Annotated in this window: 21 protein-coding genes; 11 read left to right on the top strand and 10 right to left on the bottom strand. The window is 73.2% G+C overall.

Annotated elements, in window-relative coordinates:
• The first annotated feature begins 7 nt into the window (after positions 1-7).
• On the top strand, positions 8-457 hold the full coding sequence (locus tag VMF51_RS03260) for a hypothetical protein (RefSeq protein WP_325472954.1): 450 nt from the start codon (positions 8-10) through the stop codon (positions 455-457).
• Here the strand turns inward: VMF51_RS03260 and VMF51_RS03255 are convergent.
• From VMF51_RS03255 to VMF51_RS03235, 5 genes are all read right to left on the bottom strand, one after another.
• On the bottom strand, positions 405-689 hold the full coding sequence (locus tag VMF51_RS03255) for a hypothetical protein (RefSeq protein WP_325472953.1): 285 nt from the start codon (positions 687-689) through the stop codon (positions 405-407). The genes VMF51_RS03260 and VMF51_RS03255 overlap by 53 nt on opposite strands.
• Before the next feature lie 141 nt (positions 690-830).
• Entirely contained in the window at positions 831-1,055 is a 225-nt protein-coding gene (locus VMF51_RS03250) for a DUF2191 domain-containing protein (RefSeq protein WP_325472952.1), read from the bottom strand.
• Positions 1,056-1,103: 48 nt separating this feature from the next.
• The gene (locus VMF51_RS03245; protein WP_325472951.1) at positions 1,104-1,976 is read right to left on the bottom strand and encodes a sigma-70 family RNA polymerase sigma factor; all 873 of its coding nucleotides are present in this window, start codon (positions 1,974-1,976) and stop codon (positions 1,104-1,106) included.
• A gap of 57 nt (positions 1,977-2,033) precedes the next feature.
• Complete coding sequence (locus tag VMF51_RS03240; RefSeq protein WP_325472950.1) at positions 2,034-2,765, bottom strand: sortase domain-bontaining protein; 732 nt, start codon at positions 2,763-2,765, stop codon at positions 2,034-2,036.
• Positions 2,752-3,621: an LLM class F420-dependent oxidoreductase gene (locus tag VMF51_RS03235; protein WP_325472949.1), complete on the bottom strand. Its 870-nt coding sequence runs from the start codon at positions 3,619-3,621 to the stop codon at positions 2,752-2,754. Before VMF51_RS03235 ends, VMF51_RS03240 begins: the two co-directional genes overlap by 14 nt.
• 44 nt (positions 3,622-3,665) lie before the next feature.
• On the opposite strand from VMF51_RS03235, the gene VMF51_RS03230 reads away from it, so the two are divergent.
• Both VMF51_RS03230 and VMF51_RS03225 read left to right on the top strand, forming a co-directional pair.
• A complete protein-coding gene (locus VMF51_RS03230) occupies positions 3,666-3,896 on the top strand; it encodes a hypothetical protein (protein ID WP_325472948.1) in 231 nt (76 codons plus the stop codon).
• A gap of 2 nt (positions 3,897-3,898) precedes the next feature.
• The gene (locus tag VMF51_RS03225; protein ID WP_325472947.1) at positions 3,899-4,336 is read left to right on the top strand and encodes a hypothetical protein; all 438 of its coding nucleotides are present in this window, start codon (positions 3,899-3,901) and stop codon (positions 4,334-4,336) included.
• On the opposite strand, the gene VMF51_RS03220 is transcribed toward VMF51_RS03225, so the two are convergent.
• Positions 4,333-5,112 carry a pentapeptide repeat-containing protein gene (locus VMF51_RS03220; RefSeq protein WP_325472946.1) on the bottom strand — a complete coding sequence of 260 codons (780 nt, stop codon included), beginning with the start codon at positions 5,110-5,112 and terminating at the stop codon, positions 4,333-4,335. The genes VMF51_RS03225 and VMF51_RS03220 overlap by 4 nt on opposite strands.
• A gap of 20 nt (positions 5,113-5,132) precedes the next feature.
• Here VMF51_RS03220 and VMF51_RS03215 point away from each other — a divergent pair, with 20 nt between their 5' ends.
• Genes VMF51_RS03215 through VMF51_RS03205 form a run of 3 tightly spaced genes read left to right on the top strand, consistent with a single transcriptional unit; the run spans position 5,133 to position 7,752 of the window.
• Complete coding sequence (locus VMF51_RS03215; protein WP_325472945.1) at positions 5,133-5,969, top strand: aldo/keto reductase; 837 nt, start codon at positions 5,133-5,135, stop codon at positions 5,967-5,969.
• Positions 5,966-7,024: an alanine racemase gene (locus VMF51_RS03210; protein WP_325472944.1), complete on the top strand. Its 1,059-nt coding sequence runs from the start codon at positions 5,966-5,968 to the stop codon at positions 7,022-7,024. Before VMF51_RS03215 ends, VMF51_RS03210 begins: the two co-directional genes overlap by 4 nt.
• A 23-nt stretch (positions 7,025-7,047) precedes the next feature.
• Positions 7,048-7,752, top strand: coding sequence for a peptidylprolyl isomerase (locus tag VMF51_RS03205; RefSeq protein WP_325472943.1), 705 nt, complete (start codon positions 7,048-7,050; stop codon positions 7,750-7,752).
• Between the two features lie 15 nt (positions 7,753-7,767).
• On the opposite strand, the gene VMF51_RS03200 is transcribed toward VMF51_RS03205, so the two are convergent.
• Entirely contained in the window at positions 7,768-8,646 is an 879-nt protein-coding gene (locus tag VMF51_RS03200) for an oxidoreductase (RefSeq protein WP_325472942.1), read from the bottom strand.
• Positions 8,646-9,086 (bottom strand): OsmC family protein, encoded by a 441-nt coding sequence (locus VMF51_RS03195; RefSeq protein ID WP_325472941.1) that lies wholly within the window; start codon positions 9,084-9,086, stop codon positions 8,646-8,648. Before VMF51_RS03195 ends, VMF51_RS03200 begins: the two co-directional genes overlap by 1 nt.
• A 107-nt stretch (positions 9,087-9,193) precedes the next feature.
• Between VMF51_RS03195 and VMF51_RS03190 the strand changes: the two genes are divergently transcribed.
• Positions 9,194-9,472, top strand: a complete 279-nt coding sequence (locus tag VMF51_RS03190) for a Fe-S cluster assembly protein HesB (protein ID WP_325472940.1) — start codon at positions 9,194-9,196, stop codon at positions 9,470-9,472.
• 245 nt (positions 9,473-9,717) lie between these two features.
• On the opposite strand, the gene VMF51_RS03185 is transcribed toward VMF51_RS03190, so the two are convergent.
• Both VMF51_RS03185 and VMF51_RS03180 read right to left on the bottom strand, forming a co-directional pair.
• A complete protein-coding gene (locus tag VMF51_RS03185; RefSeq protein WP_325472939.1) occupies positions 9,718-11,430 on the bottom strand; it encodes an aminotransferase class V-fold PLP-dependent enzyme in 1,713 nt (570 codons plus the stop codon).
• Positions 11,431-11,458: 28 nt separating this feature from the next.
• Entirely contained in the window at positions 11,459-13,246 is a 1,788-nt protein-coding gene (locus VMF51_RS03180) for a SpoIVB peptidase S55 domain-containing protein (protein WP_325472938.1), read from the bottom strand.
• A 131-nt stretch (positions 13,247-13,377) separates the two neighbouring features.
• On the opposite strand from VMF51_RS03180, the gene pepN reads away from it, so the two are divergent.
• The 4 genes from pepN to VMF51_RS03160 are packed head-to-tail and all read left to right on the top strand — an operon-like array spanning position 13,378 to position 20,823.
• A complete protein-coding gene (gene pepN / locus VMF51_RS03175) occupies positions 13,378-15,834 on the top strand; it encodes an aminopeptidase N (RefSeq protein ID WP_325472937.1) in 2,457 nt (818 codons plus the stop codon).
• The gene (locus VMF51_RS03170) at positions 15,831-16,658 is read left to right on the top strand and encodes a formate dehydrogenase accessory sulfurtransferase FdhD (protein ID WP_325472936.1); all 828 of its coding nucleotides are present in this window, start codon (positions 15,831-15,833) and stop codon (positions 16,656-16,658) included. The genes pepN and VMF51_RS03170 overlap by 4 nt, the downstream gene beginning before the upstream one ends.
• A 59-nt stretch (positions 16,659-16,717) precedes the next feature.
• The gene (locus VMF51_RS03165) at positions 16,718-17,902 is read left to right on the top strand and encodes an exonuclease SbcCD subunit D (RefSeq protein WP_325472935.1); all 1,185 of its coding nucleotides are present in this window, start codon (positions 16,718-16,720) and stop codon (positions 17,900-17,902) included.
• Positions 17,902-20,823 (top strand): SMC family ATPase, encoded by a 2,922-nt coding sequence (locus VMF51_RS03160; protein ID WP_325472934.1) that lies wholly within the window; start codon positions 17,902-17,904, stop codon positions 20,821-20,823. Before VMF51_RS03165 ends, VMF51_RS03160 begins: the two co-directional genes overlap by 1 nt.
• Positions 20,824-20,991 lie beyond the last annotated feature (168 nt).

Here is a 20,991-nt window from a genome sequence, read left to right as displayed (position 1 = left end):
GGCCACGATGACGTCCTTCGGACCTCAGCTCATCGGCGAGACCGAGAAAGCCCTCAACGCCCTGCTCCGGCTGCTGCTCAACGATGCCGAGCTGACCGAGCCCGAATGGGTGACTCTCCGGCTGGCCGGCCAGGCTCCGCCGGGAGTCGCGCTGGCCGAGCACGTTCGCGGGCGCGCCCACTTCCCCGATGCGCGGGCACTCGTCGACGAGCTCGAGGGACGGGGGCTGGTCTCGGAGGACAGGCTCTCCCCCGCCGGTGGCGCGCTGGTCGCCGAGGTGCAGCGGCGGATCGCCGCGGTCACTGCACCGATCTGGAGATCCCTGGACCCGAGCGATGTCGTCGTAACCGAACGGGTGCTGAGGACCGTCGCAGCGAGTGCTCGCGAGGTCGTCACGACGGTGGTCAGCCGAGCGTCACCAGGCGAGCCGCGTCCTTCGGCAGGACTGCCCGGTTGAGCCTGCGATCGAAGGTGACGAGAACGGCGTCGTGCCGCGCGGCCAGGTTCAGCAGGTGCCAGTCGGTCACCTGCCGATGGCCGGCAAGGCCCGTGGTGTCGATATCGGCATCGGCGAGGCTGGCATCGTCGGTGAGGAACACGGCTCGTTCGTCGGCCCGGATGCCGGCGAGCACGCCCAGGGCCTGCGGGGTGGACACGGACTGACCGGCGACCACGGGGTTCAACAGCATGCGGACGAACCGCTCTCCGTGATCGGTGTCGTCGCCAAGCGTGTCACGTCCCCGAGCCAGCGGTGCGCCTCGGTGTGGAAGACGTGCGCCGGGTTCGTGAGCGCGACGAGCACGTTGACATCCGGAAGGAACAGCGTCTGATCAGTGGTCATCGAGGGCGTCGTCCACCATCTCGACGGTGATGACGTGGTCCGCGACGGCGGGCAGCATCGGGAAGCCGACAGGATGCGCGACGGCCGAGGACTCGGCCTCGTAGCCGATCAGCGCGAGCTGCGAGAGCGCCTCTCCCACTGAGATGCCACGGCGTCGCGCGCGGCTGCGGGCAGCGGCCAGCACGCGGTCGTCGATGGTGAGTGTGGTGCGCACATCACGAGGCTAGCGCGGTGCATCGCGCATCAATCATCGCCTGGCAGGTCAGCCGGCGAGCGCGGCGGTCCGCAGCGGCGTACGACGAGCGGTGACCTGGCGGGCGGCGACCGCGGCGACGTACGCGTCGCGGCGGCGAGCGACGACGCCGTTGGGGCGGGCGGGGGCCTTGACCATCTCGGGGTCGAGGGCGGCGTTCATCGCGTCGCGCACCATGACCAGCGCCTCGGCGCGCATCTGGGAGATGCGGGACTCGGTCACGTCGAGCTCGGCGGCGAGCTCGGCCATCGGGCGCTCCTCGAGGAAGTAGCCCTCCACGACCCGGCGCAGGCGCTCGGGGAGCTCGATGATCGCGGCGTGGAGGTACTGCAGGCGCTCGGTCATCTCGATGCTGGCCTCGGGGCCGGGCTCGGCGGACCGGACGAGCTCGGCGAGGGGGAACTCCGAACCGGCGTCCAGGGAGGTCACCCCGGCGCGGGCCACGTCGTTCGCGGTGCGGGTGATCTCCGCGACGTCGATGCCGAGCGACCGCGCCACCGCGGCGTCGTCGGGGAACTGGCCGAGGGCCGAGGCGAGCCGGTTCCGGGTCTCCTCGATCTCGCGGCTCTTGCGGCGGACCGAGCGCGAGGCCCAGTCGACGGAACGCAGCTCGTCGAGCAGCGCGCCGCGGATCCGCGCGGCGGCGTACGCGCCGAAGGCGATGCCCCGCTCCGGCTCGAAGCTCCGCGACGCCTTCACCAGGGCCACCAGACCGGCCGACCGGAGGTCGTCGCGGTCCACGTGCGAGGGCACGCGCGCCATCGTCTCGCGCACCAGGTGCGCGACCAGCGGGACGTGCGTCTCCGCCAGGTGGTTGGCGGTGGCGAGGTCGAGGGGCTCGGCGGAGGGGGCGGCTTCGGGCGCGGCCGTCGTGTGCTTCATGGGAATAATCTCAACGCCGGTGATTCTGAGTAATGGCAAAGAATCGTCAAGTATTCATCAAGAACCCTGAGCTCTGATCAGGACGCCGATCTTGTCGATGCGGTGCTCGGGGTTGTCGAACTCGTCCGACCAGTAGTTGCCCACCGCGTGGTCCTCGATCGTCGCGCAGGTCGACAGGGTGATCATCGCCGCCGTCGGCTCGACGCCCGGTCGTCCCGGGACGGCGGCGCGTTGCTCACGCAGGGACCGCGGTGAGCGGAACGACGTACGACGGGTCTCGGTGATCCGGTAGGTGTAGCGCACGCCGCCCGCCTCGACGTGCACGCGGTCGCCGCGCCGCAGCTGCGGCAGGAACTCGAAGGCCCGCGTCGACGAGAGCCGGTGCGCCGTCACCTGGTAGTTGCCGATCCCGCCCGGACCCGTCCCGCCGCGCCGACCGTGCGGGCTGGCGGCGTGTCCGCGGTTCTGGATCTCGGTGCCGGGAGCGTCGTCGGTGAAGCCGACGTACGGGACGACGGCCAGGTCGTCGACGTCCAGCGCGGGGATGCTCAGGCGCGCGCGTCGGGGCGTGCCGTCGCTGGGCGTCGGACCCGTCGGCGTCGGATCCGGAGTCCCGGTCGGAGCGGTCGGTGTCGGCAGGGCCGTGCTGGAGCTCGGCGTCGGCGTCGCGCTCGGTGCGGCCGAACGGGAACCGCCCGGAGTCGACCCGGGTTCCCCCGTCGAGCAGGCGACGAGCAGCGGCGCGATCAGGACCAGCGCACGGCGCGGGAGACGCTCAGACCTCGGCAAGGCGGGGCAGCACCTTCTCGCAGACCCCCGTGGTCCACGCGACGGGGTCGTCGCCGGCCGGTACCAGCGCGACGAGGCTGATCCCGAGGGCGGCGTACCGTTCCATGTCGGCGAGGAAGCCGTCGACGTCGGCGAGCGGGTCGACCGAGCCGATCATGGTCTTCCGGATGCTGTCGTAGTCGCGCCCGACGTCGTCGCAGTGCCGGCGCAGCACGTCCAGCTTGTGGGCGACCCGGTCGGGCGACTCGCCGAACAGGTTGCAGGCGTCGGCGTACTCCGCCACGAGCCGCAGCGTCCTGCGCTCGCCCGATCCGCCGATCAGCACCGGCGGGTGCGGCCGCTGCACGGGCGGCGGCACGCAGACGGTCTCGGCGAGCCGGTAGTGCTCGCCGGTGAACGGTCCGTCGTCGTCGCTCCACATCTGGCGACAGATCCGCAGCGTCTCCTCGAGCCGTCCGAAGCGCTCCTTCAGCGGCGGGAACGGGACGCCGAGGCCCTCGTGCTCGCGTTCGTACCAGGCCGCGCCGATGCCGAGCATCGCCCGACCGCGCGAGAGCACGTCCAGCGTCGTCACGGTCTTGGCGAGCAGGCCCGGACGACGGTACGTCGCGCCCGTGACCAGCAGGCTGAGCCGGATCCGCTCGGTCACGGCTGTAAGGTAGCCGAGCGTGGTGTACCCCTCGAGCATCGGCTCCTCAGGACCCCCGAGCGTCTCCATCTGGAACCAGTGGTCCATCACGGTCAGCCACGCCACACCGCCCTGGTCGGACACCCGCGCCGTCTCGGTGAGCCGGTCCACGAGCAGGCGGTCCCACGCGGGGTGGGTGAAGCTCGCGTAGTGCAGGCCTAGGTCCATACGGGCGAGATTAGCCCCGTGGGCGAAGGGATACCCCGGGCGTCATGACCTCCGAAAGCACCGAGAGCACCGAGAAGCTGGAAGCCGTCCAGGCCGTCGTCGACCGGGTGAGCTCGTGGCAGGACGGCGCCACCGAGGGCACCGTCGCGAGCGAGCTGCGCAAGGGCGCCGGCGAGGTCGGCGTCGACCTGACCGAGACCGAGATCGAGAAGCTGGCCGACGCCATCGAGTCCCGCCACGGGGCGGTCTCCGCGGCCGACGTGCTCGCGACCTGACCATGTCCGGTCCCGACGCGGCCCACCAGCGGCCGGCGGGCGTCTCGGACGCCACGGTCAACGCGCTGGGCAAGCTGTCCGAGGCGCTGGAGGCGGTCGAGGTCGCACGCGGCTTCCTCTACTCCTTCCACCGGCTCAGCGGCACCGCCGACCTCACCCTGGGTGATGCGGTGAGCGAACTGCGCGAGGCGGGCCATGCCGATCTCGCCGACCGGATCGAGCGCGAGCTCGTGGGTCGCAACGTGATCGAGGGTCGGTGGACCTTCCAGATCGTCGAGGCGTACGACGACACGTACTACTCGGCCTTCAAGGAGCTCGAGGCCGCCGCCCGGGACGAGCTCGTCGGCGGGCGACGCCACCTGTACGAGGCGGAGATGAAGGAGGGCCGGCGTACCCACGGGCGTGAGCACCACGCGGCGACGCCGGACGAGGGCTCCTAGGTCCAGTGGACGGGCCGGCTCAACCGCCTCGGCAGCCGGGTCGCCGCACTCCCCCGGGCCGCGTTGGCCTGCGGCTGGGTGAGGAAGAGGGTCGCGGACAGGTCCGCGCCCGCGACGTCCGCCCCGCGGAGGTCGGCGCCGAGCAGGTCGGCCCGACCGAGTACGGCGTCGCGCAGGCCGGCGCCCATGAGCAGCGCGCCGCGCAGGTCCGCGTCGCGCAGGTCGCGGGCACGTAGGTCGGCGCCGGCGAGGTCGGCGTGCCGGAGGTCGGCTCCCGCGCCGCGGACGAGGAGGCTGATGCGCTCCAGCACGGGGCCGATCCGGACCCGGAGCGCGAACGGGTCCACGGCGAGCACCTCGTCGGGTTCGCCGGCGGTCAGGGCGGTGACCCGCCCCCGCAGCTCGACCACCTCCGGGTCCGAGGCGAGGGCGGCCGCCTCGTCGAGCAGCACCAGGAGCTCGTGCAGGTCCCGCATCCGGGCGAACACCGCGAACATCTCCGACGCCGTACCGGGATCGTCGCGCCACGAGCGGCCGCCGTACGTCACCTGCGAGACCTGCTGCCCGGCGCCGAAGCACTCGAAGACCGTGCAGCCGGTCATGCCGTCGGCACGCAGCGTGCGGTGGATCGAGCACCCGAAACCCGCGTCGAGGTGCTGGCACGGGGTGTCCGGAGCCTTGTCGAAGGCGAAGTCCGAGGAGCGCCGGAACGGCAGTGCGGTGCAGCACAGCCCGAAGCAGCGCGAGCAGTCGGAGGTCAGGTCCACGGGCTCCATGGTGCTCCTAGGCTGAGGCCATGACCGTCCCCACCCGCACCCTGAACGACGGCCGGACCATCCCCGGGATTGGCTTCGGCACCTACCCGCTGACCGGTGACGACGGCATCGCCGCGGTCGTCAGCGCCCTCGAGACCGGCTACCGGCTGGTCGACACGGCGGTGAACTACGGCAACGAGCAGGAGGTGGGCGAGGCGATCCGGCGCGCGGGCGTGCCGCGGGAGGAGCTGTTCGTCACCAGCAAGCTGCCCGGCCGCGACCACGGGTACGACGACGCGATCGCCAGCGTCCGGGGCTCCCTGGAGCGGCTCGGCCTCGACTACCTCGACCTGCACCTGATCCACTGGCCCAACCCGAGCGTGGACAGGTACACCGAGGCGTGGCGCGCCCTGGTCGAGCTGCGCGAGCAGGGGCTGGTGCGCTCCGTCGGGGTCTCGAACTTCACCGAGGCGCACCTCGAGCGGATCATCGCGGAGTCCGGCGTGACGCCCGTCGTCAACCAGATCGAGCTGCACCCCTACTTCCCCCAGCGCGAGATGCGCGCCGTCAACGACCGGCTCGGCATCCAGACCGAGTCGTGGAGCCCGCTGGGCAAGCGTCAGGCGCCGTTCACGGAGCCGCCGGTCGCGTCGGCCGCGGAGAAGTACGGCGTCACGCCGGGCCAGGTGATCCTGCGCTGGCAGCTCCAGCTCGGCTCGATCCCGATCCCCAAGTCCGCGACGCCGGAGCGGCAGCGGGCCAACCTCGACCTCACCGGCTTCGAGCTGTCCGCCGACGAGGTGGAGGCGATCACCGCGCTGGGCCGTCCCGACGGCCGGCTCTTCGGCGGTGACCCCGAGACCCACGAGGAGTCGTGACGACGCCGCGGACGCCGTACCTGCGGGTCGACGTCGGGCGGCTCGACGCCAACCTGACGCGGGTCGCGGACCGCGCCGCGTCTGCCGGAGTCGCGCTGCGTCCGCACGCCAAGACGCACAAGTCGGTCGAGGTGGCCCGGCGGCAGCTCGAGGCGGGCGCGGTCGGCCTGACCGTCGCGACCATCGGCGAGGCCGAGGTGTTCGTCGACGGCGGCTGCTTCGACGTGTTCGTGGCCTATCCGCTGTGGGTCGACGCCACGGCGGCGGCGCGGCTGCGGTCGCTCGCGGAACGGGCCGTCGTGGCCATCGGGGTCGACTCGGTCGCGGGTGCCGAGCAGGCGGCGGGGTTGCTCGCGGGCTCCGGCGTCGAGGTGCTGGTCGAGGTCGACTGCGGCCAGCGCCGCACGGGCGTGCTCCCGGCCGGGGCCGGCACCGTCGCCCTCGCCGCGGCGCGCGCCGGGTTGGGCGTCCGCGGGGTGTTCACGTTCCCGGGCCACAGCTACGCGCCGGACGCGCTGGCGTCCGCGGCGGTCGACGAGGCCACGGCGCTGGCGGAGGCGGCCACCTCGGTCCGAGCCGTCGGGCTCGACGTCCGGGTCCTCAGCGGAGGGTCGACCCCGAGCCTCGCGGCGTCCGACCTCGATGTTCTCACCGAGCTGCGGCCCGGCGTCTACGCGTTCGGCGACGCCCAGCAGTGGGAGCTCGGCGTCCTCGATCCGCGCGACGTCGCGCTCACCTGCCGGGCCACGGTGGTCAGCCATGCCGGTGGGCGCCTGGTGCTCGATGCGGGGAGCAAGGCGCTCGGGGCCGACCGGGCGTCGTACGCCACGGGCTGGGGCCGGCTCCCGGCGTACGACGCCGCCCGGGTCGTGCTCCTCTCCGAGCACCACGCGGTGGTCGACCTGGCGGGGGCCGAACTGCCCGCGTTGGGGTCGGTGGTGGACCTCGTCCCGAACCACGTCTGCGCCGCGGTCAACCTGCACGACACCCTCTGGGCCGAGCGCGACGGGGCGTTGGTGGCCTGGACCGTCGCGGCCCGCGGCCGCAACTCGTGACCCGCTCCCCTACGATCTGGCGCATGTCCTCCCTGAAGCGCCCGCTGGCCGTGCTCGCCGTACTCGCCTCCGTGTCCGTCCTCGCCGGCTGCGGCGACGACGAGTCCAGCAGCGCCGTCGACTCCGGGAGCGGGAGCTCCTCGGCGCCGTCGGAGCGCGAGGGCACCGGGACGGAGTGCGACTTCCCGGAGGACCCGATGGGCGCGTCCAAGGAGGTCGAGCCCCCGCCGTCGGAGTCCAACGTGAGCGGTGAGGTCCCCGTGACGATCTCCACCAGCATCGGCGACCTCCAGGCGACCCTGGACGCCGACGCCGCCCCCTGCACGGTCACCTCGTTCGTCTCGCTCGCCGAGCAGGCGTACTTCGACTCGACCACCTGCCACCGGCTGACCACGAGCCCCGGTTTCGGCGTCCTGCAGTGCGGCGACCCGACCGGAACCGGCACGGGCGGCCCGGGGTACTCCATCCCGGACGAGCTGGAGCAGACGAAGTCCTACCCGGCCGGGACCCTGGCGATGGCCAAGACCAACGCGCCGAACTCCGGTGGCTCGCAGTTCTTCATCTGCTACACCGACACCCAGCTCCCGCCCGAGTACACGGTCTTCGGCAGCATCGACGAGGCGAGCAACAAGCTCGTCGCCGACGCGGCCGCGGCCGGCACCGTCGACGGCGGCCCCGACGGTACGCCGAAGACGCCGGTCGAGATCGAGACCGTCACCGTCGACTGACGGCGGGCTCCCCGCTCAGCCGGGGAACCCGACGCCGGTCAGCTCCTCCGAGCGCGCCCACAGCGCCTTCGCGAGGTCGGGGTCGAGCGCGCGCTGGCTGCGCCGTACGGCGGTCGGCCAGCCGCGCATCTCCAGGCGGCCGTGCGGACCGACGTAGGTGTTCGCGGGCACGTCCATCGTGGCGGCGTACAGGATCGGGAGCGCGCCGCGCGCGATGGACATGCCGACCAGGCGGTGCCCGTAGCGGCCGACGAGGGTCTTCACCGGGCTGCCGGTGTGCCCGGTGATCCCGGTGGCCGTCGAGCCGGGGTGGGCGCCGGTGACCCGCAGGGTCGAGCCGACGGCCGTGAGCCGGCGCTGCAGCTCGGCCAGGAAGAGCATGTTGGCGAGCTTCGAGGATGCGTAGGCGGCGTACGGCCGGTAGGGCCGGCGCTCCCACAGCAGGTCGTCGGGGTCCAGGTCGCCCACGAGGTGGGAGCGCGAGGAGACCACCACGACCCGGTCCGTGAGGCGCGGGAGCAGCAGGTTGGTGAGCGCGAAGTGGCCGAGGTGGTTGGTCGCGAGGTGCAGCTCGAACCCGTCCACGCTGCGGGAGAACGGCAGGCCCAGCACGCCGGCGTTGTTGACCAGGACGTCGATCTCCCCCGTCGCATCGGCGAACGACCGCACGGACGCGAGGTCGCTGACGTCGAGGCGGCGTACGTCGACGTCGCCGGCGAGTCCCGCGGCGGCGCGCTCGCCCTTGGCCACGTCGCGGACGGCGAGGGTGACCCGGGCGCCGCGGGCCGCGAGCACCCGCGCGGTCTCGAGGCCGATGCCGCTGCTGGCTCCCGTGACGACGTACCGACGTCCGGGCTGGGGAGGTACGTCGCTCCAGGGACGGACCGCGGCCATCAGGGCTCGACCGGCCCACTGACGTAGCGGACCGGGTCGCCGACCTGGACCGTCCGGCCCACGGCGCACAGCCGGCCCTCGATCTGGGACAGGGCACGCGGGAGGATCTCGCGCGCCCGGTCGCCGCCCTCCCCCTCGGGGAAGGTGACGTCGAAGGTCACCCGCAGGTCGACGAGGTGGTTGCCGAGCTCGTCGCGCACCTTGTGCCCGTCGCTGCGGGCGGCGAAGGAGGCGAACGGAGCCCGCTTCCCGGTGAGGTGCTCCAGGTCGATCGCACCGCACCCGGCGAGCGCGGCCAGCAGCAGCTCGACCGGGGTGAACGAGTCGTCGTCGCCGCTCCCCATCGGCAGCACTCCCCCGCGGGCGTTGGTGGCGGCGAAGGTGAAGTCGCCCGTGCGCTCCAGGTCGATGCTGCGGTAGGTCTCCGGGGGGTGGCTCATGGGCCGCAGCCTGCCAGATCGACACGCCCGGGACGGCGCCGACTTGAACGATCGGCCGTCGTCGGGTTCCGTGGGGAGCGACCTGCACGCCATCGGAAAGGCGAGTCATGCTCACCCTCACCGAGAACGCCAGCACGATCGTCAAGGACATCTCCAGCCAGCCGGGACTCCCCGAGTCCGCGGGCCTGCGCATCACCTCCGAGAGCGAGTCCGAGCTCGCCGTCAGCGCCGCCGACCAGCCCCAGCCCGGGGACCAGGTCGTCGAGCAGGCCGGAGCCACGATCTACCTCGACGAGACCGCCGCGGTCATGCTCGACGACAAGATCCTCGACGCCGCGGTCGACCCGACGGGGAAGGTGGAGTTCGCGCTCGGCCTCCAGGGCTGACGAGGCGCGGTTCGTGCCGGGACCCCGGGGTCTGCCGTTTGGTCACCAACGGCAGTCCCCGGGGTCCTTTTCGTGCCGTTGGTGACCAAACGGCAGACCTCAGCGGCCCACTGCCGGCCGGATGCTCGTCCGGTTCCGATAAGTTCTGCCGACTCGGCGCGCAAGTTCTGCCGACTCGGCGCGCAAGTTCTGCCGACTCGGCGCGCAAGTTCTGCCGACTCGGCGCGCAAGTTCTGCCGACTCGGCTATTCGGCGTCGAGCAAACTCGTCGGCGGGAGGTCGAACCAGCGCAGGTGCTCGAAGTCGGCGATGATGACGCCGGGGCGGAGGGCCGGGTGGGAGTCGAGGTCGGGGCCGGCGGATGCGGCGAGGATGGCGGCACCGTCGCGCAGGTGCTCGGCCAGCAGCTCCTCGCCGCCGGTGGCCCGGTGGGTGGGGAACGACGGCCGCCCGGCGGCGTACGAGACGTCGTGCAGCGAGAGGGGCGGGGCCACGACGCCGTCGCGGTGCCGCCAGCGGCCGGTGGCGGGGTCGAAGCGGTAGTCACCGAGGAGCCGCCATCCGTCCCGGGCGACCAGGCGCACGGCCTCGACCAGGTAGTCGGCAACCGCGTCGGAGACGAAGTAGTTGAGGTTGACCCGCACCCAGCCGGGCTTGATCCCCTCGCAGCCGCCGGTGATCTCCCGCTCGAACTCGTGCGAGCGCTCCAGGTCGATCCCGAGCAACCGGTGGCCGTACGGGCCGGCGCACGAGCAGCCGCCGCGCGACTGGATCCCGAACAGGTCGTTGAGCAGGGCGACGACGTAGTTGTGGTGCAGGTAGCGGCCCGATGGGGAGCGCACCACGAACGAGACGATCGAGAGCCGCGGCGCGTCCAGGTTGCCGAGCAGCTCCAGCGCCGGCTCCGCGCGCCACGCCGATACCGCGCGAGCCAGGAGCCGGTCCTCGTGCTCGCGGATCGTGTCGGTGCCGACCGCCTCCTTGAGCTGGAAGACCAGTCCGGCGCGCACCGCCTCGATGATCGCCGGCGTACCGCCCTCCTCGCGGTGCGTCGGGTCGTCCAGGTACCGGTGCTCGTCGTCGTTGACGTAGGCCACCGTCCCGCCGCCGGGGATGTCGGGCACCCGGTTGGCGAAGAGCTCGCGTCGCGCGACCAGTACGCCGGGAGTCTGTGGACCGCCGACGAACTTGTGCGGCGACAGGAAGACCGCGTCCTTGTACGACGCGGGACGGCCGGGCAGCGCCCGCATGGAGATGTCGACGTACGGCGCGGCCGCGGCGAAGTCCCAGAGGCTGAGCGCGCCGCGCTCGTGCAGCAGCTCGGCGATGCCCGCGGTGTCGGAGATGATCCCGGTGACGTTCGAGGCGGCGGAGAATGAGCCGATCTTCAGGGAGCGGTCGGCGTACCTCTCCAGCTGGGCGCGCAGATCCCCGACGTCCACTCCCCCGTCGCCGTCCTGGTGGATCACCACCACGTCGGCGATCGACTCGCGCCAGGGCACCTCGTTGGAGTGGTGCTCGTAGGGACCGACGAACACGACAGGTCGCTCTGCGGTCGGGATGTGCCCGGTCAGGCCGTAGGTGTCCTCCAGGACCGAGGGCACCCGGAGCCCGAGCACCCCGATCAGCTTGGCGATCGCCCCGGTACACCCGGACCCGGCGAAGAGGACCACCGTGTCGTCGTCACCCCTCACCGCCGCGTGGATGATCGCGCGGGCGTCCTCGCGCAGCCGGGTGGTCTGCAGCCCGGTGCCGCTGGACTCGGTGTGGGTGTTGGCGTACGACGGCAGCACCTCCTCCCGGATGAAGTCCTCGAGGAACGTCAACGCGCGACCGGAGGCCGTGTAGTCGGCGTAGGTCACCCGACGGGCGCCGTACGGCGTCACCATCAGGTGATCCTCGCCGATCACGGACTCGCGGATCAGCGCGAGCAGCGCCTGCGCGTCGTCGGCACCCATGTGCCGACGATACGGCGGTCCGGCGTCGTCAGCGCACGATCACGCTGAGCGTCTTCGAACCGCCGACGACGTGCGCGAGCGGTGCGCTCGTCTGGGTCTGGACGAACGACACGCGCTTGCGGCCCAGCATCTCGAGCAGGTCCTCGAGATCGCCGTCCGAGCCGAGGTCGACCTTGTTCGCGGTGCCCACCTGGACGCGGACCTGGTCGTGGCGCAGCTGCTTGGCGAAATCGGCGCCGATCTGCGCGGTCCGCTCGCCCGACACCATGTTCCAGGCGCCGTCGCCGCCCTGGGCGACGAGCATGAGGACGCCGCGGGCGCGCTTCGGGATGCTGATCCGCTTCAGCGGCACGACCTTCCGGCCCGCCCGGCCGCCGACGACGGCGCGCAGCCGGATCGTTTTGCCGGCGCGACCGATGGCGGGGGCGCGTCGGGTGACCCGGACCCACTGACCGGCGCGGCGCTGCTCCACGGCGACGAGCGTGTGGCGGCGCAGGTCGTCGGTCACGTTCGCGCTGGCGCTCACCGAACGGATCGTCACGTCGTCCAGGGAGATCAGGTGCGCGACCAGCTCGGCCACGCCGAGGCTGGTCTCGAAGGACAGGTCGCTGCCGGTCCAGCGGTCGGTGTAGGACAGCGTGAAGGGCTTGCCGGCCTCGACGCCGGTGATGGTCCACGACAGCAGCGAGGTGCCCTTCGAGGCACCGTCGACGACGCGGTCCTGGTTGGCGACGAGCTGCAACAGGCTGATCTCGGCGGCCAGGTCCTGCACCGAGACCGCGGTGGTGCCGGTGCGCGAGCGCGGGCCGTAGGTGACCTTCGAGGTGATGGAGGCCGCGGCGGGCAGGGCGCCGAAGGTGCCGGTCACGCCGGTCAGCCGGTCGTCGGTCACGGTGCCGACGGCGGGGGCGATGTTGGCCACCTTGAAGGGCGCGGAGACCGGGTCGGGCTGGACGTAGATCGCGTCCGCCGGGTGCAGACCCATCGTGGTCGCCCCGAGCAGCGCCATGGGGTGCCCGAAGCCGACCACCCGTCCGCCGCAGACCGAGGTCGCGGTGCCGACGCCGGCCATCGTGACGTCGCCGTACGACGCGGACACGCCGAGGTTGCCGCCGGCGACGATGGTCTCGGCGGCCGGCGCGGCGGAGGCCGCGCGACCGAGGACGTACGTGCTCCGCTCGACGAGCTTCGGAAGCTTGGCCTGCAGCTGGGCCAGGCGACGCGCGGTGACGCCGGTGACCCCCATGGGCATCGGCAGCTCGCGGAAGCCACGGGAGGCCTGGTCCGTGCTGATGCCCGCCCGGGCCGCGAGGGTGCGGGCGGTCGCCTTGCCGACGGCCACGCGGCGCGGGGCCGCGGCGGGCAGGTAGTCGTCCATGAGCTCGAACGGCGTGATGCCGGCGATCGGCGACGGGCCGACGGCCAGACCGTAGGCCACGGCGCCGATGAGCTCGCCGTTCGCGGCGTAGACCGGGGAGCCGGACATGCCCTGCCAGATCCCGCCGGTGCGGTCGAACTCGGGCATGTCGAGCTCGGCCATGATCATCGGGACGTCCGGGCCGATCCCGTCCTCGACGACCCCGAGGATCTCGCCCGTGAAGCCGGTCGGGGTGGTCCCCCGCACCACGGTGTCCCCAGTGACCGGGTCCCCGGTCGCGATCTCGTCGACGGGGAACGGCACGGCGCAGTCCTCGGCGGGCGGGGCCGACTGGGCCGGACCCGCGAGGAGCGTCGCACCGACCGCCGGGAGGCCCAGGGCCAGGGTGGCGGCGGTGGCCAGGGACACCAGCCGCTGGCGGCGGTGGAACACAGACATGGAGAACCCTTCCGAGGGCGGGCCGGGCGACGGTCGTCGCGCTGGCGGAAGGGTCAGCCTAGGCACCGTCAAGTCTCCCTGACCGGCGAACACGCGAAGTGGCGCCATGACCTGCGTCCTACAGTGCGAGGGTGACCGCACCCTCTCGCAGCCTCCAGCACACGGAGGCCCAGGCCCGGGCCGCCCTCCTCACCGTCGAGGGGTACGACGTCCGCCTCGACCTCGCCGCGGACGAGGCGACCTTCGGCTCGGTCACGACGATCTCGTTCACCAGCCGGGGCGGTCCGACGTTCGTCGACCTGAAGCCGGTGCGCGTCAACGCGATCCGGCTCAACGGCGCCACCGTCGACCCGGGCCTCCTCGAGCGCGGACGGCTGCCGCTGGCGACCGTGGCCGGTCCGAACGAGCTGGTCGTCGACGCGGTGATGCCGTTCCGCAACGACGGAGAGGGACTGCACCGCAGCGTCGACCCCGCGGACGGTCGCCACTACGTCTACGGCATGTCGTTCATGGACGCCGCCCCGTCGATCTTCGCCTGCTTCGACCAGCCGGACCTGAAGGCGCCGTACACCTTCCACGTGCGCGCGCCGCTCGACTGGACGGTCATCGGCAACGCGGCGGCGACGCAGGTCGAGCCCGGCAGCTGGGAGCTGGAGACGACGCATCCGCTGTCGACGTACTTCGTGACCCTGGTCGCCGGTCCCTACCACCTGATCGAGGCCGAGCACGACGGCATCCCGCTGGGGCTCAGTGCCCGGCGGAGCCTGGCGGGCACCCTCGAGAAGGACGCCGAGGAGCTCCTCACCCTCACCCGGCAGTCCTTCGACGAGCTGCACCGGCTGTTCGGGATCCGCTACCCGTTCGGCCGCTACCACCAGGCGTTCGTGCCGGAGTTCAACGCCGGCGCGATGGAGAACCCCGGCTGCGTGACCTTCCGGGACCCGCTGCTCTTCGACACCCGGGTCACCCGCGGGATGCGCATCACCCGCGCCACGACGGTCGCCCACGAGATGGCACACCAGTGGTTCGGCAACATCGTGACGCCGCGTTGGTGGGACGACCTGTGGCTCAACGAGTCGGTCGCCGAGTACCTCGGCACCCGCGTCGTCGCCGACGTCACCGAGTACGCCGACGCCTGGGCCGACAACACCTACGCGCGACGGCAGTGGGGACTGGGTGCCGACCAGGGTCCGGGCACGCACCCCGTCGCCGGCAACGGCGCCGTCGACGCGGTCGCCGCCCTGCAGGACTTCGACGGCATCTCCTATGCCAAGGGCGCGACCATCCTGCGCCAGCTCAACACCTCGCTCGGAGACGACGTCTTCTTCGGCGGCATCGTCGACCACCTGGACCGGCACCGCTTCGGCAACGCGACCATGCACGACCTGCTCGGCAGCTGGGAGCGGGCCGGCGCCGGAGACCTCGGACCGTTGACCGAGCAGTGGCTGACGACGTCCGGCGCCGACACGATCAGCCTGGACCGGCCGGCCGGCCTCCTGCGCCGTACTCCCCCGGGCGGGAACTCCGCCGACCGCGCCCACACGTTCCGGGTCGCCGTCGGCGGGCCGGACGGCTGGACTGACGAGCAGGTCACGCTCGCCGCCGCGGAGACGCCGTACGACGCGGGCGGTGCGCCGGTGCTGATCGACCCGTACGGCGACACCTGGGCGGTCACCCACCCCGACGCCACCACGGTCGCGGCCCTGAAGGACGCCCTGCCTGCGATCGCGGACCCCGCCCTGCGGGCGGGCGTGTGGGACACCGTCCGCAGCGCGGTCGTGGACGCGGCGCTCGACCCGGCCGACGCGGTCGACCTGGTGGTGACGTCCTTCCCCGTCGAGGACACCGAGGACGCGCCGCACCGCAGCAACGCCCGACGCACCCAGCCCTGGGTCTTCCAGTTCCTGTTGCCCGTCTCGCCTCCGGGGTCGCTGGAGCGGGTGCACGCCGCGACGACGGGGCTCGTCTCGTCGCTGCCCGCCGGCTCGGAGCACCAGCTCGCGGCCTTCCGCGCCGCGATCAAGTCCGCCGGCGACCCCGCGGTGCTGAGCGGCTGGCTCGACGACGTGCCGGCCGGGATCGAGCCCGACCTCGACGTCCGCTGGCGGATCCTGGTGCGACTGGCGGCCCTCGGCGGTACCGACGCCGTTTCGCTGGACGCCGAGCTGGCGGCCGACCCGACCGGGCTCGCCCGGGTCGAGCACACCCGTGCACGTGCGTCGCTGCCGACCACGGAGGCCAAGGAGTTCGCCTGGGCCCGGCTCACCGGTGAGGTCGGCGCCAGCAACTACGAGATCGAGGCGGCGGGTCTCGGGCTGTGGCAGGCCGAGCAGGCCGAGCTGACCGCGCCGTACGTCGACCGCTACCTCGACGCCGTGCCGGGGCTCTCCGGAGCGCACAGCGGCTGGGTACTGGGCGAGGTGACCGAGGCCTTCTTCCCCATCACCGTGCTGGACCCGTCGCTCGTCGAACGGGCGGGTGCCGTCGCGGAGACGCCCGGTCTGGAGCCCGCCGTACGACGCAGGCTGCTCGACGTCACCGACCGGCTGCGCCGGATGCTGGCCGCGCGGGCGGCGTACGCCTCATGACGGCGCGGCGGCCCGGTCCGACCGTCCGCACCCGGGTCCGGGAGTACACCGGCAGCACCGAGCGCAGCCGCGAGGACCGGCTCGCGACGGAGGAGCCGCTGGAGATCCGGGTGGAGTGGCCGGGTGCCCCGGCGCGGCCGGTGTGGGTGACCATGCGGACGCCCGGCCACGACTTCGAGCTCGCGGCCGGCTGGCTGCGGCACGAGGGGTTCGTGGCGGGCGGCTCGACGATCCGGTCCGTCGCCTACTGCACCGACGAGACGCTGAGCGCCGAGCAGGAGTTCAACGTCGTCACCGTCACGCTGGGCGGTCCGCCAGCGCGGGATCCGGGGCACCGGCACGACGCGGCCTCGAGCGGCTCGGCGGCGTGCGGGGTCTGCGGCAAGGACAGCGTGGCCGCCGTCCTCGACGTCCCCCGTGGCGAGTCGTGGTCCGGTCCGGTCCCGACGGCCGACGTCGTCCGGACCCTGCCCGACCGCCTGCGTGATCACCAACCTGCCTTCGCCCGCACCGGAGGGGTGCACGCGGCCGCACTGGCCGACGTGGAGGGCCGGCTGCTGGTGATCCGCGAGGACGTCGGCCGGCACAACGCGGTGGACAAGGTGACAGGTTCCCGGCTCCTGGGAGCAGAGCCCGAGGCCGGCGCGTGCCTGGTGGTCAGCGGACGTGCCGGGTTCGAGCTGGTCCAGAAGGCGGTGGCCGTGGGCACCGGCTCGCTGGTCGCGGTCGGGGCGCCCTCGAGCCTGGCGGTCCGGCTCGCCGAGGAGGCCGGGTTGGTGCTGTACGGCTTCGCGTCGGCGGAGCGCTGCGTGCGCTACGCGTGATCCGTCACGTCCCGGCGTGGGTACGCCGTCCTGTCGGTGGTGCCTCCTAGGTTCGTCCCGTGCGCATCCTCCACACCTCCGACTGGCATCTCGGCCGGTCCTTCCACCGCGAGGGGATGCTCACGCACCAGGCCGACTACGTCGACCACCTGCTGGCGGTGGTCGAGTCCGAGCGGGTCGACCTCGTCGTCGTCGCGGGCGACGTCTACGACCGGGCGCTCCCCCATGTCGACGCGGTCCGGCTCGCCGATGAGACCTTGGCCCGGCTGGCCGCCTCGCGCGCGAAGGTGGTGCTGACCAGCGGCAACCATGACTCGGCGCAGCGGCTCGGGTTCAGCTCCCGGCTGATCGATGCCGCGGGCGTGTTCATCCGCACCGACGCGGGCCGGATCGGCTCCCCGGTGCTGCTCGAGGACGAGCACGGGCCGGTCGCCGTCCACGGCATCCCCTACCTCGACCCCGACGCGGTCCGCGAGCCGTGGGGGCTGGCGGTGCGCTCCCACGAGGCCGCGCTCTCCGAGGCCATGCGACGCGTCCGTCTCGACCTGGCCGGGCGGTCCGCGGCGACCAGGTCGGTCGTGCTCGCGCACGCCTTCGTCGCCGGTGCGCAGCCGAGCGACTCCGAGCGCGACATCAGCGTGGGCGGCGTCTCGCGCGTGCCGACGTCGGTCTTCGACGGGGTGTCGTACACCGCGCTCGGGCACCTGCACGGTCCGCACACGCTGACGGACTCCGTGCGCTACTCCGGCTCCCCGCTCGCGTACTCCTTCTCCGAGGCCGACCAGCGCAAGGGATCCTGGCTCGTCGACCTCGGGCCGCAGGGCGTCACCTCCACGACCTTCGTCGAGGCGCCGGTGCCGCGGCCGCTCGCTCGGCTGCGTGGCGACCTGGAGACGTTGCTGGACGACCCCGACCTCGCCGCGCACGAGGACGCCTGGGTGCAGGTCACGCTGACCGACGCGGTGCGACCGACCGGGGCGATGGACCGGCTGCGCCGGCGGTTCCCGCACACGTTGGTGCTGGGCTTCGAGGCCACCGCGCCCGGACTCGGCAGCCTGCCGGCCGAGCGCACCCACGGCCGCACCGACCACGACGTGGCCCGGGAGTTCATGACCGAGCTGCGCGGCACGGAGCCGTCCGAGGACGAGACGGCGCTCCTCTTCCGCGCCGTCGACGCGTGCTGTGACGACTCCGACGTCGACACCGTGATCTCCGCCTCGCCAGGCTCGTCGGAGGCCGACTGATGCGCCTGCACCACCTCGAGGTCACCGCCTTCGGACCCTTCGCCGACACGGTCGAGGTCGACTTCGACCACCTGTCCGGCGCGGGCCTGTTCCTGCTGTCCGGGCCGACCGGGGCCGGGAAGACCAGCGTCCTCGACGCCGTCTGCTTCGCGCTGTACGGCGACGTGCCCGGCGACCGCGCCACGGCCCGCCGCCTCCGCGCGGACCAGGCGGCGCCGGGTGTCGCGCCCCGGGTGACGCTCGAGGCGACGCTGTCCGGCCGCCGGTTCCGCCTGGTCCGCTCGCCGGCCTGGGAGCGTCCGAAGAAGCGTGGCTCCGGCACCACCGCCCAGCAGGCGTCCGTGACGATCTCCGAGCGCATCGACGGTGAATGGGTGCCGTTGACCAGCCGTCTCGACGAGGCCGGTCACCTGGTCAGCCGGCTGCTCGGGATGAACCTCGCGCAGTTCACGCAGGTCGCGATGCTGCCCCAGGGGCGCTTCCAGGCATTCCTGCGCTCCCGCTCCGAGGAGCGGCACCAGCTGCTGCAACGGCTGTTCCGCACCGGACGCTTCGAGGACGTCGAGCGCTGGCTGCGCGATCGCCGGATCGACCTGCGCCGTTCCTCCGACCGCGTCCATCAGGACGTCGCCGACCTCGTGAGCCGGTTCTCGGAGTCGGCCGGCACGCCGCTCCCGGAGGACTGGGACGTCCGCGACCTCGCCGCGCAGGCCGATGACGGGACGCTTGCGGCGTGGTCCGTCGAGCTCGTGACCACCACCCGCGGCTCCCTGTCTGCCGCCACCGCGGTGACCCGCTCGGCGGCCCAGGCGGAGCAGACCGCCCGGTCGGCGCTCGACGCCGGGCGCGCGACGGCCGACCAGCAGGCCCGGGTGGAGGCCGCGGCCGCGGAGCACGCCCGCCTGCTGGCCGCCGCCGACGAGCACGCGACCGCCCGGATCCGGATCGAGGCGGCTCGTCGCGCCGCCACCGTCGTACCTCTGCGGCGGGTGGCGGTGGACGCCGGACGAGCTCTGGAGCGGGCGGCGGCGCAGGTGCCGCCGGGCACCGACCGTGAGGCGGTCGAAGCGGGTCTCCTCGACCTCGTGGAGGGCGTGGCTCGGGTGCGGTCGCTCCAGCCCCGGGAGGACCGGCTGGCCGTGCTCGACCGGGAGCTCACCACGCTCGTCGCGCGGCGTGACTCCGTCGCCGCGGCACTTGAGGTCGCCACCGGTCGTGCTGCTGAGCTTCCCGCCCTCGTCGGCGATCTGCGCGCCCGCCGGGAGGCCGCGCGTGCGGCCGTGGCCGAGGTCGACTCGGTGGCGGCGCGGCTCTCGGCGCACGAGGAGGTCGCCGCCCTCACCGTGGCTCTCGACGAGGCCCGCTCGGCTCACACCGCGGCGCGCGAGGTCGCGCTCGAGCTGCGCAGCCGGGCGCTCGACGTACGCCAGGCTCGGTTGGAGGGCATGGCGGCGGAGATCGCGCACGGGCTCGCCGTCGGGGCGAGCTGTCCGGTGTGCGGTTCGCACGAGCACCCACAGAAGGCCGCCCGCCCGGACGGCGCCCCCGACGCCGCCGCGGAGCGCACCGCCCAGAAGGCCGCCGACACGGCCGCCGCCGACGAGCACCTGCGGGATGTGGAGGCGCGGGACCTGGCGACCAGGCTGGAGCACGCCACTGCCCGGGCCGGCGACCCTGCGGACCTCGACGAGCTGCGTGCCCGCCACGCCACCCTCGCGTCCGCCGCGGCCACCGCCCCCGAGGTCGAGCGCTCGCTGTCCGCCGTCGAGGCCGAGGTGACGGCGGTCGCCGACGCGGTGCGCCGCCACGAGACCGAGGCCGCCGAGACCGCGGCCTCGCTCCGCCTGCTCGGCCAGGAGGCGGCGGTGCTCCGGGCCGAGATCGACCGAGCGCTCGACGACACTCCCCACGCGTCGTTGGCCGCGCTGCTGGCGGACCTGCTCGACAGGGAGCGGACGGCACGGGCGCTGCTGCGGGCCCTCGACGCCCGCGACGCCGCCGCCGATGCCGCCGCCGAGGCGGAGCGCCGGGCCGAGGAGTGCGCGCTGGAGGCGGGCTTCGACGACGTCGCCGGCGCGCTCGCCGCTGCCCTGCCTCGCGAGGAGCTCGACGAGCTGGCCGCCCGGGTCGCCGACCACGAGCGGCGCCTCGCCAACGCGGAGGCGGTCCTCGCCGAGCCCGGCGCGGACCAGGCCGGCCTGTTCCCGCCGCCCGACCTGAGGGCGCTGACCCGCACGCACGGCCGCTCACTGACCGCACTGACCGCGGCCCGCACCACCGAGGCCGCCTGGGCGACGCGGGTCGAGCGCCTCACCCTTCTCGCAGCCGAGCTGGCGGTGACTCTCGAGAAGTGGACCCCGCTGCGGGCCGAGCTGGACCTCACCACCCGGCTGGCGAGCTTCGTCGAAGGCAAGTCGGCGGACAACCGGCTCCAGATGCGGCTCTCGGCGTACGTCCTGGCGTACCGGCTGTCCCAGGTCGTCGCGGCTGCCAACGAGCGGCTGTCGCGGATGAGCGACCAGCGGTACTCCCTCGAGCACACCGGCCGCCGGGGCGCCGGCGAGACCCGCGGCGGCCTGAGCCTCCTCGTCCGCGACGACTGGTCGGGCGAGTCACGCGATCCCGCCACCCTCTCCGGTGGCGAGACGTTCGTCGTCTCCCTCGCGCTCGCCCTCGGCCTGGCCGACGTGATCACCCAGGAGACCGGCGGCGCCGACCTCGACACCCTCTTCGTCGACGAGGGCTTCGGCTCCCTGGACGCCGACACCCTCGACGACGTCCTCGACACCCTCGACTCGCTGCGCGACGGCGGTCGCGTCGTCGGCGTCGTCAGCCACGTCGCCGAGATGCGCGACCGGATCCCCACGCAGCTGGTCGTCACCAAGACGCGCACCGGTTCGGGCGTCTCGGTCGTGGGCTGAGCGCCCTCGGTCGTCCCGCCGCCTGAGGCCTCCCGGGGTCGGGTGGTGCCTGCCGAGGTGTGCCGTTTGGTCACCAACGGCACAGATTCGGCCCCAGAGTTGCCGTTGGTGACCAAACGGCACCCCCTGGGACCGGCCGAAAAATCGACTGGCGCAGGTCCGGTAGGT

The sequence above is a fragment of the Nocardioides sp. genome, assembly GCF_035503875.1.
Lineage (GTDB): Bacteria > Actinomycetota > Actinomycetes > Propionibacteriales > Nocardioidaceae > Nocardioides.
The sequence above is the reverse complement of the archived record's forward strand: the minus strand, read 5'-3'. Positions and strand labels throughout refer to the sequence as shown.

Coding starts and splice junctions, on each gene's coding strand:
- VMF51_RS03180 (WP_325472938.1), bottom strand. CDS start 13,246: ATGTCTGTGTTCCACCGCCGCCAGCGGCTGGTGTCCCTGGCCACCGCC.
- VMF51_RS03260 (WP_325472954.1), top strand. CDS start 8: ATGACGTCCTTCGGACCTCAGCTCATCGGCGAGACCGAGAAAGCCCTC.
- VMF51_RS03200 (WP_325472942.1), bottom strand. CDS start 8,646: ATGGCCGCGGTCCGTCCCTGGAGCGACGTACCTCCCCAGCCCGGACGT.
- VMF51_RS03245 (WP_325472951.1), bottom strand. CDS start 1,976: ATGAAGCACACGACGGCCGCGCCCGAAGCCGCCCCCTCCGCCGAGCCC.
- VMF51_RS03160 (WP_325472934.1), top strand. CDS start 17,902: ATGCGCCTGCACCACCTCGAGGTCACCGCCTTCGGACCCTTCGCCGAC.
- VMF51_RS03170 (WP_325472936.1), top strand. CDS start 15,831: ATGACGGCGCGGCGGCCCGGTCCGACCGTCCGCACCCGGGTCCGGGAG.
- VMF51_RS03230 (WP_325472948.1), top strand. CDS start 3,666: ATGACCTCCGAAAGCACCGAGAGCACCGAGAAGCTGGAAGCCGTCCAG.
- VMF51_RS03220 (WP_325472946.1), bottom strand. CDS start 5,112: ATGGAGCCCGTGGACCTGACCTCCGACTGCTCGCGCTGCTTCGGGCTG.
- VMF51_RS03235 (WP_325472949.1), bottom strand. CDS start 3,621: ATGGACCTAGGCCTGCACTACGCGAGCTTCACCCACCCCGCGTGGGAC.
- VMF51_RS03255 (WP_325472953.1), bottom strand. CDS start 689: ATGCTGTTGAACCCCGTGGTCGCCGGTCAGTCCGTGTCCACCCCGCAG.
- VMF51_RS03215 (WP_325472945.1), top strand. CDS start 5,133: ATGACCGTCCCCACCCGCACCCTGAACGACGGCCGGACCATCCCCGGG.
- VMF51_RS03225 (WP_325472947.1), top strand. CDS start 3,899: ATGTCCGGTCCCGACGCGGCCCACCAGCGGCCGGCGGGCGTCTCGGAC.
- VMF51_RS03195 (WP_325472941.1), bottom strand. CDS start 9,086: ATGAGCCACCCCCCGGAGACCTACCGCAGCATCGACCTGGAGCGCACG.
- VMF51_RS03205 (WP_325472943.1), top strand. CDS start 7,048: ATGTCCTCCCTGAAGCGCCCGCTGGCCGTGCTCGCCGTACTCGCCTCC.
- VMF51_RS03185 (WP_325472939.1), bottom strand. CDS start 11,430: ATGGGTGCCGACGACGCGCAGGCGCTGCTCGCGCTGATCCGCGAGTCC.
- VMF51_RS03190 (WP_325472940.1), top strand. CDS start 9,194: ATGCTCACCCTCACCGAGAACGCCAGCACGATCGTCAAGGACATCTCC.